This is a genomic window from Dysosmobacter sp. Sow4_B12 (assembly GCF_052116665.1).
In the GTDB taxonomy this organism is placed as follows: domain Bacteria; phylum Bacillota; class Clostridia; order Oscillospirales; family Oscillospiraceae; genus Oscillibacter.
In genome coordinates, this window is the sequence record NZ_JBQKKR010000005.1 from 15164 (window position 1) to 30123 (window position 14960).

Below are 14960 nucleotides of genomic sequence, written 5' to 3' on the forward strand. Positions count from 1 at the left end.
TATTTTATGTAAGAGCGGAGCCGCGGCGCGGCATCCATCTCTTGACACCTTCAGTTTTTCTTGCTCTTTCCCTTAATGTCGATCAGCACCGCCAGGACGATGATAACGCCCTTGACAATTTTCTGCCAGTGGGAGGACACGCCCATAATGTCCAGTCCGTTGGCAATGACCGTGATGAGCAGGCAGCCCACCACGACACCCCAGGGCTTGCCCACGCCGCCGGACATGGACACGCCGCCCACCACGCAGGCGGTGATGGCATCCATCTCATAGCTCTCAGCCGCGGTGGGCTGGCCGATGGTCACGCGGGATGTCATCAAAAATCCGCACAGGCCAGCCAGCAGACCGGCGATGGCGAAAGTGGAGATGCGGATCCTCGTGGTGTTGATGCCGGACACCCGGGCCGCCAGCAGGTTGCCGCCGCAGGCATAGACCCGGCGGCCGTAGACGGTCTTTGACAGGACAAACGAGCAGATGGCAATAATGACAGCCAGGAACACAGCCAGCATCGGGATGCCGCAGAACGTGGAAGCGGCGACAGCCTTGTATGCCGCGCTGATGCCGATGACCGGCTTTCCGTTGGAGATCAGCAGCGCCAGGCCGCGAACGGCGGTCATGGTGCCAAGCGTCATGATGAAGGGGGGCAGATTGCCCACGGCAACGCCGACACCGTTCACCACACCCACAGCCAGGCCGGCCAGCATGGCGACGATCAGAGGCACGATCAGCGGATAGTTTCCCTGGCCCAGCATGGCGGCCAGGATGCCGGTAAACGCCACGGTGGAGCCAACGGACATATCAAATCCGCCGGCAACGATGACGAACATCATGCCGAACGCCAGAATGCCGTTGATGGAGGCCTGCTTGAGGATGTTGACCAGGTTGCCGGGCGTGATGAAGCTGGGCTTCAGACAGGTCAAAACGATCACCAGCGCGATAAAGATCACGAAAATGAAATACTCGCTGATGAGTGTATTGATACGTTTCTTCTCTTTCATGCTTTCCCCTTCCTTTATACCGTGATGGCGGAGGCCAATGTCATGATGCGCTCCTGGGAGAATTCTTCGCGCCGGACCTCACCGGAATAATTACCCTCGCACATAACAGCGATCCGGTCGCAAATTCCCATGAGCTCCGGGATCTCCGACGAGATCATGATGATCGCCTTGCCCTGCTGCACCAATTTTCCCAGCAGCAGGTAAATGTCCCGCTTGGCACCCACATCGATCCCTCGCGTGGGCTCATCCAGAATGATGATGTCCGGCTCGTTCAGCAGCCACTTGGCAATGACGATCTTCTGCTGGTTGCCGCCGGACAGGTTGCCGACGATCTGGTTGACGGAAGGAGTTTTGATATTCAGCTTTTCGATGTACTCCTGGGACGCCTTATATGCCTTGTTTTTGTTGTACAGGCCGTTGCTCAGCAGCTTTTTGATGGCTACCATGGCGATATTGTCGTTGACCGTTCCGCTCAAGTTCAGACCCGTGACCTTCCGGTCCTCAGTAATGAGGGCCACGCCTTCCTTGATAATATCCTGCGGCGAGGACACCTTCACCTTTTTGCCCTTCACATAGATCTCGCCGCTGGAGAGGGGGTGCATTCCGAAAATACCCTCCACCAGCTCGCTGCGGCCGGCGCCTACCAGACCGCCGATGCCCAGAATCTCGCCCTTGCGGACAGACAGGCTGACGCCTTTCACCTTCTTGTCCGTGCGGACGATGTTTTTCGCCTCGAAGATGACTTCGCCGATGTCCGCTTCCAGCTTCGGATACACATCCGTGATCTCCCGGCCCACCATCATCTTGATCAGCTGGGATTCCGTGAGATTCGCCGTGTCGTCCGTGCCGATGTACTGTCCGTCACGGTAGACACTGACCCGGTCGCAGATGGAAAAGATCTCCGCCATGCGGTGGGAAATGTAAATGATGGCAACGCCCTTCTTGGTGAGCCTGCGGATATGCTCAAACAGCAGCTCCACTTCCCGCTCGGTAATGGCGGCGGTGGGCTCGTCCATGATGATGACCTTCGCATTGACGGAAATGGCCTTGATGATCTCGATGAGCTGGCACTGGGCCACCGTGAGATTTCGCAGCGTCTCCTTGGGCGACACGTGCAGGCCGCACTCCTCGATCAGCTTCTGCGCCTCCTCGATCTCCGCCTTCTTGTCCACCAGGCCGTTTTTGCGCAGCTCCCGCCCCACAAAAATGTTCTCATACACGGCCATGTCCAGGATCGGGTTCAATTCCTGGTGGATCATGGCGACGCCCATATCCATGGCCTCTTTGGGATTGGAGGCATGATAGGGCTTTCCGTCAAAGAGGATCTCCCCGCCGGGATCTTTTGTATAAATACCCATAAGGATCTTCATTAGGGTGGATTTTCCGGCGCCATTTTCTCCCATCAACGCATGGACCTCTCCCGGTCTTACCTGCAGCTGCACGTGGTCGAGTGCGACGACGCCCGGAAACGTTTTGCTGATATCTTTCATTTCCAGCACATATTCCACACAATCTCCCCCCTCACACAATAATTTTATTACATTTTACCGAATTCGATTCCATTCCGAAACATTCGTTTTTCACATGACGGGGGATAATTTTTGGATTTTTGCCGTTCGGGCCTTTTCTCGGCAGGAAATGGCCCCTGCCAGCCGGAGGGTCGTTGGCGCGCTCCGCAGAATGTTGCTCCGTTCTCACGGCAAGCCGGCAGATAAACACGAAAGACCCTAAAGCCGCTTTGGCTTCAGGGCCTTTCGTATTTGGCAGTCTGCTTTTTCCGTGCCGCGGCCCGGCGTTCCCTCCGCCCACCCCAGTTCAGACTTGAGGCGGACGGCCTTCTTGGAGGACGGCGGGCTTTCCGTCCTAAAAGGCAGCCAGTCTTCCGCGGCCATGGTCTTTCGCTTGATAGAGTGCTTTATCCGCCGCCTCGTACAGCTGGTTGAATGTCATTTCCGACTCTGTGATGACCATGCCCATGGAGATCCCCGCGCCGCCTTCCACGGTTTTCAGCGTGATATTGACCTTGTCAAAAATCTGCTGTGCGCGTTCCTGCATCTGTGCGTCCGGGGTATCCTTGTCAAAAAAGAGCGCTGCCGCGAACTCGTCGCCGCCCATGCGGCAGGCACGGTCCTCTTTTCTCAAAGACGTCATCAGTGTCTGCGCGGCTAAGATCAAAAACTTGTCGCCGTTATGATGGCCGAAAGTGTCATTGTACTCCTTGAACCGGTCCACATCGATCATCAGCATCATGACCTTGGAGTTTCCTTCCAGAATCTTCAATTCCACATCGCTGCGGAACGCGGCATGATTCAAAAGTCCTGTCAGAGAATCCCTGCGGTATGTGCGCTCCCAATACCGCAGCTGGATCTGTGCCTTGTTCTGCTCCGCGTCTGTCAGCATCTTCATGGAATAGGTGTTGGTGATATCCGCGATGATGATCTCTGAGCGCTCAGCACGCACAACGGAATCATAGTAGATCCTGCCGCAGCAAAATACATAAATATCAGAGCCGTCTTTTCTCCGGATCTTATGCTCTTGGAAAACCAGCGGATTTTTTGCAAGGCGGGCGTTGGTCTGACAGAGGTACTCCATGCGGTCCTCCTCCGGGATCAGATCCGCCTGGAGCATGGGCCGCTGCCGGATATCTTCCGCCGTGTATCCCGTCATCTTCTCAAAATTTTCATCCACAGACACGATATACATGGAGTCATCCAGCAAATACCGGCTGTATGGAACTTGGTGGACCGTATGCCTTTTTTCCGCAGTCTCGCTGTCAAGGCTGTCCGCCTGTTTCTCGAGATTGTCTCCGTTCGCCTCGGCCTTTCCCTGCTCCTCCTTCTCCTCCAGAGAGCCTTCCTTCAGACTTCTGAGAAATTCCGATACGATATACGGGTCGAACTGGCTGCCCGCGCACCGCTTCAGCTCTTCCATGGCCTTGGGAACAGACATGGATTGCCTGTAAGAGCGGTTGTTGATCATGGCGTCATACGCATCCACCACAGCGATCACGCGGGACAAAAGCGGAATGCTCTCCCCGCTCAAGCCATCCGGATACCCCTTGCCGTCCCACCGCTCATGATGGTGCAGAATATCCTCCGCGATCCCCTTCAGCTCCGTATTGCTGCTGGCGATCTCATAGCCCTTTTTCGTGTGGGAACGCAGGATCTTCCACTCTTCCTCCGAAAGCCTCCCGGGCTTATTCAGGATCTCCAGCGGAATTCCGATCTTGCCGATATCATGCAGAAGGCAGAGCAGTGACAGGTTGCTCTGCTGGATGTCCGTCAGTTCGATCCGCTTTCCGAGCTTTTCTCCCATCAACTGCGTGCGGCGCACATGGTGCTCCGTGTCGCTGTCGCACTCCTGCAGGGCCCGGATCAAGGACGTCAGCATCTCGGAGTGGATGGATTCCCGATCCAGCAGCTTCTTCGCGCGCATCGCCTGTGACGCCGCGTATATGGCCTGCGTGATATCCGAGGATTCTTTCGTGAAAATACTGACGGCATACTGTATCTTACCGGGGAAATTTTCTTTCACCTGCTCCAGGCACGCCTGCATCTCGGCTTCGCTGCTGTGGCTGCACAGGGCGATCAAGTGCGCTTCCACGCCCCGCACATAGTAGGTGTGCTTGGGAAAACACTGCCGCATGGTATCCGCCAGCAGCTTGATCTTCTGGTCTCCCACATGGTTTCCCATGGTGCTGTTGATGACCGACAGGCTGTTGATGTCACAGATCGCCACCGCCGTGGGGGCGGGAAACGTATTTTGCTGATCCTTTGCAAGCATCCGGAAGCTCTCCAGATTTTGAAAGCCTGTCAGAAGGTCAGTCTCCAGCGCCGCGTCCGAAAACACGAACAGCTGCCCGAGCCGCTGCTCCTTTTCGTTTTTCAAACTGCGGATATCGCACCTCAGCGGGCGGATCTCCTCGCCTTTTTTGATATAGCACTGCAAGGAAAAGCTGTCATTCTCCGTTTCAGAATTCAAAGAGAGATGGTAGCAATTCAGAAAATCTCCCAATTCCGCACATTTTTCCGTCTGGATGCCGCCCAGAAGGTCGTCCGCCCGTTTATTGTGGAGAATCAAGTGGTCATGGTAGTCAAACAGGACGATCCCCTGGCCGATATTTTCAAAAATGCTGGTTTTCAGACAGTTCAGCATGCCGTGGGTCGAATATTCAAAGCAGCTCCAATACAGCAGGAAGGCCGTGAGGCTGTATCCGCAGATGGAATAGTCCAGAAGATTATAGATGTTCACACCGGGCCAGTAGAGAAACACCGCGTTCACCGCAACGATCGTCACGATCCCGAGGATCACATATCGATACTGAGACCGATATTCCCGGGGAATCCTGCGCTGCTTCCGGATCAAGAGAATCAGAATCACCGCTACCAGGGTATATGTAAAAATAAGGTGCATCCAGTACAGCGGTTTCATTTGGTAGCTGTACTGGGCAATGTAGGTGTCTCTGCGGACATAGTGGATGGCGATCTCGTAAAAGGGATTTATGGCGAAAACCACTGCCTCAAAAGCCGTGTAGAGGATACTGAAGCCGATTGCGGTTTTCCCGGTTTTTGTAAACTTCCCCTTTGTAAAATAAACGGTAAAAATGAGAAGGCAGACCAGCATGATGTCAATATTGACAAAATAGATGCTGGACATGACGGAGACGCACCGATAGTCGTTGTTGAGGATGCTGATCAAGTAACTGATGTCCACCACAGCCGCGCCCGCGCAGGCAAAGCTCAGATATCTCCCCGTGGTCTTGTTTTTTAGAATGGATTTGATAGCCAAGATCCCGTCAGCCAGCGCGATCAGAATGGAAATTTCTATATAGCAATTCAAAAACCACGTATGCATGTCGAACATCCCGCCCTTTCCAGGGTAATATTCTTCTGTTACAAATGCATCTTTTAGTTACATTTATACACTATTTTTATATAAACATCAATACTCTGCGGGCATTTAACCGGGCACGGCAGCCGCCGCGTTCCCTTTTCTTTTCAAGCGGGAGACCGCAAAGTCCGCGGATGAGGGTGCTTTCCCCCTGCAATCTTATATTTAAGTATAATATGTCGGGGCCCTTAGATATACAACTCTTCTCTTTTATTTATCAGTATTATATAATTTTTTCCTTATTTTTTGTGTAAACAGTAAAAATGTGCACATTTTGTAAAATACCTCTTGTACGCTTATATCGGTTCTATTGTAATACATGTTAAGACAGGACGGTATTGATAAGACAGCCTAACCGCCCGGTAAATAAAGAAAGGATCTGTTCAAATGTACGATTTTGACCAGTTCGTAGACCGCAGAGGGACCACCAGCATCAAGCGGAACTTCCAGAACAGCTTCGGTCAGCAGGACGGCCTTCTGCCTTTCTGGATCGCCGACACGGACTTTCCCACGGCGCCCGCCGTGGTGGACGCGCTGAAAAAGCGCTGCGAGCACCCTGTGTTCGGCTATGCCGACCCCCTTCCCTCCACCTTCCAAGCCATTTAGGGCTGGTGGGAGCGCCGCCACGGCTGGAAGCCCGATACCGATTGGATGTTCATGACCTGCGGCGTGGTGACCGGCATCTATTTCGCCCTGGAAGCTCTGGTGGAAAAGGGCGGCAAGGTCTTGACCTTCACCCCCGTGTACGATCCGTTTTTCGCCGCCGTCCAGAACAGCGGGCACACCTTGGTGGATTGCCCCCTGCATCATGAGGACGACTACTACACCATCGACTGGGCCCGTTTTGAGGATGAGCTGAAAAACGGCGTGCAGGCCGTTATCTTCTGCAACCCCCACAACCCGGTGGGCCGTGTGTGGACGGAGGAGGAGCTCTCCCGGGTGGCCGACCTGTGCGCCCAGTACAAGGTCTGGCTCCTGTGCGACGAGGTCCACGCCGACTACGGCTTGACCCGGAAGTACACGCCCATGGGCAAGTTTGAGCAGATCCCCGACCGGCTGGTGATCTACACCGCCATCAGCAAGACCTTCAACCTGGCCGGCCTGGTGTCCGCCTGCATCATGATCCCCAACCAGGAGGTCCGCGACAAGGTCCGCTATGAATTTGACAGCCGCTGGATGTTCGGTCCCACCGACTTTGCCTTTACCGCCATGGAGGCCGGCTACAATCACGGCGACGAGTGGATGGACGCTGTGTGCGAGTACCTCCGGGGCAATGTGGAGCTGGTCAACGCCTTCGTTGCCGAGAAGATGCCCAAGGTCCATGTCACCCGTCACGAGGGCACGTTCCTCATGTGGCTGGACATGACCTGCGCGGGCAAGCCCAGCGGCGAGATCACCTCCATTCTGGCCAAGGAGTACGGCCTTGCTCTGGGTGACGGCAGCCACTACGGCAAGCAGGCCGACGGCTTCATGCGGCTGAACATCGGCTGCACCCGCTCTGTACTGCAGCAGGGCCCGGAGGGTCTGGAGCGCTTTTACCGCGACTACGTCAAATAAGCTCTGAAACAGGGCTTTTTTGAATAGAGGGAAACCGAAAAACAAAGGGAGGAAACAAAATGAGTAATCAACCAGCCAACGGCCATAAGAAGCTGAATTTCAGCGACTGTATGGGCATGGCCGTGGGTCAGATCATCGGCTCCGGCATCATGGTTCTGACCGGTATCGTCATCGGCCTCACCGGCCACGGCACCCCTTACGCCTTCATCATGGGCGCCCTGCTGGCTATCGCCACCTGCATCCCCTTCATCATTCTGACATCCACCATCCCCGCCTCCGGCGCCGGCTATACCTATCCTCACCGGCAAGAACGGCGCCCTGCCCGCCAAGGGCATCCTGCCGGCTGTTACCTCTGCCTTCACCTACGGCAGCTATCTCATTGCCAACGAAAAAGGCCCTGCCAACCAGATGGCCCTGGAGGTCAAGCTGTTCTATGTTTCTCTGCCCGGCACGCTGCTTTTCGCCGTGCTGGCTCCCGCCACCGGCAATCTGGCGACACCCAGCAGCCTGGCCAGCTGGCTCCAGCTCATCTTTTTCTCCGGTCTTGCCACGGTGACCGGCTATTTCTTGATGATGTTCGGTATCCAGCGCCTGGGCGCCTCCACCGCATCCTTCCTCTCCATGCTGGAGTCGGTGGTCAGTGTGGTGTTCGGAACCCTCTGGTTCTCTGACCAGATCACGGAGGGTATCGTTGTCGGCAGCCTGCTGGTTTTGACCAGCGTATGCTTCATCACACTGGACGGCGCCCGCAAGGAAAAGGCGCGTATCGCCTAAGCGTGCCCCGCCGCCTCCAATGCTGTTCGGACAAGAGCGCAAACTGTTCGGTTTGCGCTCTTGTCGCTATTTTTACCCTCACGGGGTGTTCGGTTAGTGAACTTTTAGTGAACATTCTGTTCTTTCCTTTGACAGCACTATTTGCTTATGCTAACCTGTATTTGGCCTTAGTAGCCCAGTTTGAGAGTTTTACGAGATTTTACGATTTTGGCTTATTGCCGACCCATTTTACAATTCATGCTGCTGTCCTGACATATGGATGAGTGTCTTAGGAGCGCATGACAATGGCTTCCCTGCCGGTGGGAGCTGTTGTCATGCGCTTCTTTTGCGTCCAATCCCGGCAAATACATGACAGGAGCAAAAGATTATGAATATCGCTGATAAAGTTAAGATGGAATTTGAAGATGCTATCCGTTCCGCAATCAAAGACTGGCAGCGTGATGCTGACGAGCCTGCCAATCTGTTTTCCCGAAATCGCAAACTCGACCAAGTGACCATGATAAAGTTGCTCTGCCTCATGGGCGGAAACAGTTTACGCAAGGAACTGTACGATTACCCCAGCCTAAAAGTGTCTGCGTCCAGCTTCTCTGAGCGCCGCGCCGCCATTCCTTCCGAACTGTTATACTATGTTCTGCGCCGCTTCTCTGACACAGACAACGGGAATGATGCCTTTCTTTACAAGGGCCGCAAGCTGATTGGCATAGACGGCGTAAATTTCAACACAGCACTCAACAAGGACACGCCGTCTTTCATGCCTGCGTCAAACACAGCCAAGGGCGGGTATAACCAGTATAAAGCCACGGTCATGGTAGACTTGCTTTCTAATCAGACGGTGGACATGGTACTGCACCCTATCAGCAAGCAGAACGAACACGCAGATGCGGCCTTTATGGTGGCGTGGAACGATTTTCCGCCTTGCATTTTCGTATGCGACAGACTTTACTCTTCCTATCCCTTAATTGCAGATTTTCAGCAAAAGAGGCTGGACTTCGTTATTCGCACAAAGCAGAATAATGGCGCGTTAAAGCCCATACAAGCTTTGCCAATGGAAGAACTGGATGTCGATATTGAGTTTGTTCTGACGGACAGCCAGTCGCAAGCGAGCAAGGAAAAGGGACACATTTATGTGAATACGGGCAGCAAGCGGGGCAAAGTCAACAGCCCACGCACCTATGTCTCCCGCTTTGCTCACCCACTACCCTATATCATGCGGCTGAGAGTGGTGCGCGGCAGACTGCCTAACGGAGATCTGGAAACCCTCTTGACCTCGCTTTCACGCGACGAGTTCAGCGCCGCAGAAATCATGGAACTTTACAGGCTCCGTTGGCGGGAGGAAATCTTCTTCCGCCATATCAAGTACGATTGCGGAGCCAGCCGGATGAAGTGCAAGAAAGAGGACTATTCCCGACAGGAGATTTACGGGCACTTCATCACTTCCGCCGCTGTCTGGAAAATCATCAACGGCATTGTCCTTGAACAGAAGCCGGATAACGCTTATGAGTACAAAATCAACACCAAGATGGCGACTTATCTGGTGAAGCGGTTTTTGGCAACCCCCGGCGCAAGTGGGGAACAACTCATAGCGGATATGTCACAGTATTTGGTACAGGTAAAGCCTGATAGAGCCAATGTGCGAAATTTACACCCAACTTCGTTTGTCCCGTTCAACTACCGTGTCGCTTGAAATTTTAACTTGTTCTTGTACTGCACCAAAAAGAGACTGGTTTTTACAGCTAAAGTCAATAGTGCCAAAATCTCAACAAGTGATAGAACAGATGTAAAAATGGAGCCAAAATACAGCAGAGTGGCAATAGTACCACTCGGCTGTGTAATATCTTTGCTGTGTCAACAAGTCATACTGACGCCTTGGAAATTAGGCGCAAAACATGGACTCGGAAATAGTTCTCATTTGAGGTGATGGATGATGAGACAAATTTTCTCTATGGAAAAGATTTGCTCGGGTAAAATTTATCTCATTGAGCATTGAAAAGCTGAGACTGACTGTTTTTCCTTATTTTAGGCCGTTTTTGCAGGACTTCTAAAAAGTATTTTGCATTGAACGAAGAAAAAGTGGAGTAACAGAAACAGGGCAACAATCTGCGGAAAAAATTTTCTACTAACCAAACAAAAAAATTGAAAAACATTCCTGTCCAAGTTGGTTATTACTCGTGCTCACGATACGCTCTGGAAAAAACAAGAATCCTGTGCTAAAATGTAAAAAAACAAGAAAAACAAACGGAGGGCCATACCATGACAGACGCAGAGCGCAGAGCCGCCGCAAAACAGTTTGCCGCCGACTGGAAAGACCGCGGCGATGAAAAGCAGGAGACACAGACCTTTTGGCTGTCGTTGCTGCAAAAAGTCTATGGTGTCGCAGAACCGGATAAGTTCATCAGCTTTGAAAAGACAGTCACCGTAGATGATACTAAAACGGGCAAAAGCACGACGAAATTCATTGACGGCTATATCGGTGCAACCCGCGTTTTAGTCGAGCAGAAAGGCGCGAAAATCGACTTGAACAAGGGAGAAACGCAGTCCGACGGCTCTATTCTGTCGCCCTATCAGCAGGCGCGGCGTTACGGCGGCTATCTGCCTGCCAATCAGCAGCCCCGCTGGATTGTAGTCTGCAACTTTAAAGAATTTCGCATCCATGATATGAATCGCCCAAACGATACGCCGGGAGTTTTGCTGCTGGCAGATTTGGAGAAAGAATACAGCCGATTGAACTTCCTTGTCGATACCGGCGACGAAAACATCCGCAAAGAAATGGAAATCTCCCTGCAAGCTGGCGAGCTTGTGGGCGTGCTGTATGATGCGCTGTTGAAACAGTATGCCGAGCCGGAATCAGAAGAAACGCTGAAAAGCCTCAATGCCTTGTGCGTCCGTCTGGTGTTTTGCCTGTATGCCGAGGATGCGGGCATTTTCGGCAAGCGCGGAATGTTCCACGACTATCTCCGAGCACACCGTGCCGAAGACCGCCGTGCGCTCATCAACTTGTTCCGCGTGCTTGACCAAAAACCGGAAAAACGTGACCGCTATCTGGATGAAGATTTGGCGGCGTTCCCCTATGTCAACGGCGGCCTGTTTGCTGACGAAAATATTGAAATTCCCCGTCTGGGCGATGAAATTATTGACTTGCTGCTGACCAAAGCAAGTGAGGATTTCGATTGGTCTGCCATTAGTCCAACAATCTTCGGTGCTGTCTTTGAAAGCACTCTAAACCCCGAAACCCGTCGTTCCGGAGGTATGCATTATACCAGCATTGAGAACATCCATAAGGTCATTGATCCGCTGTTTCTGGATGACCTGAAAGCAGAGTTTGAGGAAATCAAGTCCGTTACTGTTACCAAGACCCGTGAAGCAAAGCTGCGCGCTTTCCAGAACAAATTGGCCAGTCTGAAATTTCTTGATCCGGCCTGCGGCTCCGGAAACTTTCTGACGGAAACCTATTTGTCTTTGCGCCGCTTGGAAAACAAGGTGATTTCCGAACTGCATCAAGGGCAAATTGTGTTTGACCTTGGAAATCCCATTCAGGTATCTATTAGCCAGTTTTATGGCATCGAAATCAATGATTTTGCTGTCACCGTCGCCAAAACTGCCCTCTGGATTGCAGAAAGTCAGATGATGAAAGAGACGGAAGATGTTGTCCATATGTCTCTTGACTTTCTGCCGTTAAAAACAAATGCTTGTATTGTCGAGGGCAACGCCCTGCGGATGGATTGGGAAAGCGTTGTGCCGAAGGCAGAGCTGAATTACATCATGGGCAACCCGCCGTTTGTGGGTGCTTCCAGAATGACTAAAACGCAGAAGGACGAAGCGGTAGCTGTTTTCGGAAAGGGAAAGCGTGTAAACAGTATCGACTATGTAGGCGCGTGGTATCATAAAGCAGCCGCCTTGATGCATGGAACAGCCGTCCGTGCGGCATTCGTTTCGACAAACAGCATTACACAGGGTGAGCAGGTGGCGCCGCTTTGGGAAAAGCTTTTGAGTGAGTATAATGTGCATATTGACTTTGCCTATCGCACTTTCAAATGGGACAGTGAGGCAAAGGAAAAAGCCGCTGTTCACTGTGTGATTATCGGATTTAGTACCGCACCGACAATGCGGCCCAAACTGATTTTTACAGGTGGTTCGGTACCGCAAATTGCACAGAATATCAATCCCTACCTCGTGGATGCCCCCAATGTTGTTGTGACCAGCAGGGGAACCACACTTTGCGATGTCCCCCGCATGACAAAGGGAAACCAGCCTTCAGATGGCGGCAACCTGATTCTTTCGCAGGAGGAGCTGGACGCGCTGATTGCAAAGGATGGAAGTATCGCTGCTTGCGTCCGCCGCTATGTTGGCTCAAAAGATTTTATCAATAACGATGAAGTGCGCTATTGCCTCTGGTTGAAAGGCGTTTCGCCTGCTTTGTACCGGAAAAACGCTGAGGTTATGCGCCGTTTGGAAGCTGTTCGTGAGATGCGCCTGGCAAGTTCGGCAGCTCCAACTCGCGCACTTGCTGAAAAGCCGTATCTGTTCTTCTCTACTCCACAGACGGACAGCAATTACCTGTGCATCCCCGAGGTTTCTTCAGAACGGCGGCGTTATATTCCGATTGGATTTATGGACAAAAGCGTGATTGCCAGCAACAAGCTTCTGATTGTTCCAGACGCAACACTCTACCATTTTGGAATACTTACCTCCAATGTCCATATGGGGTGGGTACGAGCAGTCGCTGGGCGATTGGAAATGCGCTATCAGTATTCCGGTGCGACTGTCTACAACAACTTCCCGTGGCCGATGCCGACCGATGAACAGCGGGCAAAAATTGAGCAGACGGCACAGGCAATTCTGGACGCCCGTGCCCTGTACCCCGATTGCAGCCTTGCTGACCTCTACGATGAAGTGACCATGCCGCCGGAACTGCGCAAAGCGCACCAAGCCAACGATAAAGCTGTCATGCAGGCGTATGGCTTCTGGGGAAAGCTCAACACCGAAACCGCCTGCGTTGCTGAGTTGATGAAGATGTACCAAAAGCTGACGGAGGTTTGAAGTTTTCTGAGATGAAATCCTATAGATTTGAGGTTATTAATAATACAATACACATACTTGACTATCCAACGGCAGATAAAGTATTGGAGCTCCCCAATGACCGCATTGTGAAGCGACTTAAAGATATGTGCTTGCATTGGTATGACTTAATGGAAGCAAAGTCATGTCTTGAAGCTGTCAACGGTACAAATGCCGCTCTAGTCAATAGAGCATTAGCCCAAAATGCGATTGTATTGTTCTACAAATGTTTTGGGAATAGCGAATTCCGAGATAATTCACTCAAAAGAGATAAAATACTAGCTGGACTACCGTCTAGTGCAAAGGATGTTTTTGACTACTACAAAAATATTCGTGATAAATTCATTGTGCATGACGAAAGTCGTCATGCACAGGTTATCACAGGTATAATTCTTGAAACAGCAAAAACACCCCCATTTGTCGATACAGTAAACACAGTAGCTGTCACAGAGATGTTCACCACAGAGAGCGAGCTTCAGGGATTACAGTCCTTTTATCGTTTAGTAACGGTTGCAATGTCGTGGACTGAAAATGCTATTGACAAGTTGAGCGACAAAATTAAAGAAACTTATCAATCAAAATCCCTGTCGTTCTTTGATGACTTTTTGCCACTTAGATTTAGTGCGCCAACAAAAGAAGAAATGTTTCAAAAAAGGTATTAAAAAGAACCCCTGCTGATTCTGAAATTCAAAATCAGCAGGGGCGTTTTTGTTCGGTTAATACCTAACCGAACAGCATTGCCGCCGCCTCACCTCTTTCTCTGCTGACGTCCCGTGAAATTTTCACCGGCTGTTTGCTTTTTTGAAAGCTTGATATTATAATGGAAAAATAATGGAAAAAATAGGACGGTACAGATACCGGGCGGAAGGGGTCCGCGCCCTGTTTCCCGGGCAGGCCGGACACGAAAGAAGGAGTGCGTATGGAGAAGATTTCAGCCGGAAAGCGGCTTTACGAGCAGGTCGTGGAACGGGTCCGCGGCATGATCGAGCAGGGTATTTACAAAAAGGGCGATCTGCTGCCCAGTGAAAAAGAGCTCATGGAGATGATGGGTGTCAGCCGCATCACGGTGCGGGAGGCCATGCGCCTTCTCAGTGAGGCCGGTGTGATCCACACCATCAAGGGCAAGGGCAGCTTTGTGCTGATGGACCCGAAGGAGCTGCTGGACCACCCCGACGAAAAGAAAACCTACCCCAAGAATTTCCTGGAGTCCACTGAGGCCCGCCTCCTGCTGGAGCCTGCCGCCGCCCGCTATGTGGCCATCCACGGCAAAGAGGAAACGCGGAAGGCCATCGGAGAGTATCTCAACCCGGCGGGAGATGATCTTCAGTCCTTTCATGAGGCCATTATCCGGGCCACCGGCAATCAAGTTTTGATTCGCTTTTTTCAGTTTCTGCTGAACATGGAGGAGGTTCCTCCTGTCATCAGCCTGGTGCCTCCGTTTCGTCAAAAAAGCGTGGCCTCCAAGCTCCAGCACCAGCACGAGAAGATTTACGAGGCCATCCGGGATGGCGACGGCGAGTTTGCCTATTTCTACATGCTGGAGCATCTGAATTTTGTCAAGGCTATTTATCAGGAATTCTTTGACATGTTCTATCAATGAGCGGTCCCAAGCGGTTCCCGTTCCATTCCCCAAGACACCCGATCTGTATTCAAAGGCGGAGCCTCCGTTGGAGGCTCCGCCTTTTC

11 protein-coding genes are annotated in these 14960 nt (G+C 52.0%); 7 read left to right on the plus strand and 4 right to left on the minus strand.

What is annotated here, in order from left to right; translation table 11 throughout:
• Positions 1-50: 50 nt before the first annotated feature.
• The 3 genes from ACTQ4R_RS07085 to ACTQ4R_RS07095 all read right to left on the minus strand — a co-directional run bounded on the left by ACTQ4R_RS07085 (position 51) and on the right by ACTQ4R_RS07095 (position 5837).
• Positions 51-998 (minus strand): ABC transporter permease, encoded by a 948-nt coding sequence (locus tag ACTQ4R_RS07085; RefSeq protein ID WP_441627223.1) that lies wholly within the window; start codon positions 996-998, stop codon positions 51-53.
• A gap of 14 nt (positions 999-1012) precedes the next feature.
• Positions 1013-2488 (minus strand): sugar ABC transporter ATP-binding protein, encoded by a 1476-nt coding sequence (locus ACTQ4R_RS07090; RefSeq protein WP_441627225.1) that lies wholly within the window; start codon positions 2486-2488, stop codon positions 1013-1015.
• 373 nt (positions 2489-2861) lie between these two features.
• Positions 2862-5837 (minus strand): diguanylate cyclase domain-containing protein, encoded by a 2976-nt coding sequence (locus ACTQ4R_RS07095; protein WP_441627227.1) that lies wholly within the window; start codon positions 5835-5837, stop codon positions 2862-2864.
• Positions 5838-6275: 438 nt separating this feature from the next.
• Between ACTQ4R_RS07095 and ACTQ4R_RS07100 the strand changes: the two genes are divergently transcribed.
• On the plus strand, positions 6276-6494 hold the full coding sequence (locus ACTQ4R_RS07100; protein WP_441627229.1) for a hypothetical protein: 219 nt from the start codon (positions 6276-6278) through the stop codon (positions 6492-6494).
• A gap of 45 nt (positions 6495-6539) precedes the next feature.
• Positions 6540-7445 carry a MalY/PatB family protein gene (locus ACTQ4R_RS07105; RefSeq protein WP_441627231.1) on the plus strand — a complete coding sequence of 302 codons (906 nt, stop codon included), beginning with the start codon at positions 6540-6542 and terminating at the stop codon, positions 7443-7445.
• On the opposite strand, the gene ACTQ4R_RS07110 is transcribed toward ACTQ4R_RS07105, so the two are convergent.
• Positions 7433-7807, minus strand: a complete 375-nt coding sequence (locus ACTQ4R_RS07110) for a hypothetical protein (RefSeq protein WP_441627233.1) — start codon at positions 7805-7807, stop codon at positions 7433-7435. The genes ACTQ4R_RS07105 and ACTQ4R_RS07110 overlap by 13 nt on opposite strands.
• Before the next feature lie 16 nt (positions 7808-7823).
• Here ACTQ4R_RS07110 and ACTQ4R_RS07115 point away from each other — a divergent pair, with 16 nt between their 5' ends.
• From ACTQ4R_RS07115 to ACTQ4R_RS07135, 5 genes are all read left to right on the plus strand, one after another.
• On the plus strand, positions 7824-8219 hold the full coding sequence (locus ACTQ4R_RS07115; protein WP_441627351.1) for an EamA family transporter: 396 nt from the start codon (positions 7824-7826) through the stop codon (positions 8217-8219).
• Positions 8220-8586: 367 nt separating this feature from the next.
• The gene (locus ACTQ4R_RS07120; protein ID WP_441627235.1) at positions 8587-9903 is read left to right on the plus strand and encodes an IS4 family transposase; all 1317 of its coding nucleotides are present in this window, start codon (positions 8587-8589) and stop codon (positions 9901-9903) included.
• A 566-nt stretch (positions 9904-10469) separates the two neighbouring features.
• Positions 10470-13256: a DNA methyltransferase gene (locus tag ACTQ4R_RS07125; RefSeq protein ID WP_441627237.1), complete on the plus strand. Its 2787-nt coding sequence runs from the start codon at positions 10470-10472 to the stop codon at positions 13254-13256.
• Positions 13253-13936, plus strand: a complete 684-nt coding sequence (locus ACTQ4R_RS07130; RefSeq protein WP_441627239.1) for a hypothetical protein — start codon at positions 13253-13255, stop codon at positions 13934-13936. Before ACTQ4R_RS07125 ends, ACTQ4R_RS07130 begins: the two co-directional genes overlap by 4 nt.
• A 257-nt stretch (positions 13937-14193) precedes the next feature.
• Positions 14194-14874, plus strand: a complete 681-nt coding sequence (locus ACTQ4R_RS07135) for a FadR/GntR family transcriptional regulator (protein ID WP_441627241.1) — start codon at positions 14194-14196, stop codon at positions 14872-14874.
• Positions 14875-14960: the final 86 nt, after the last annotated feature.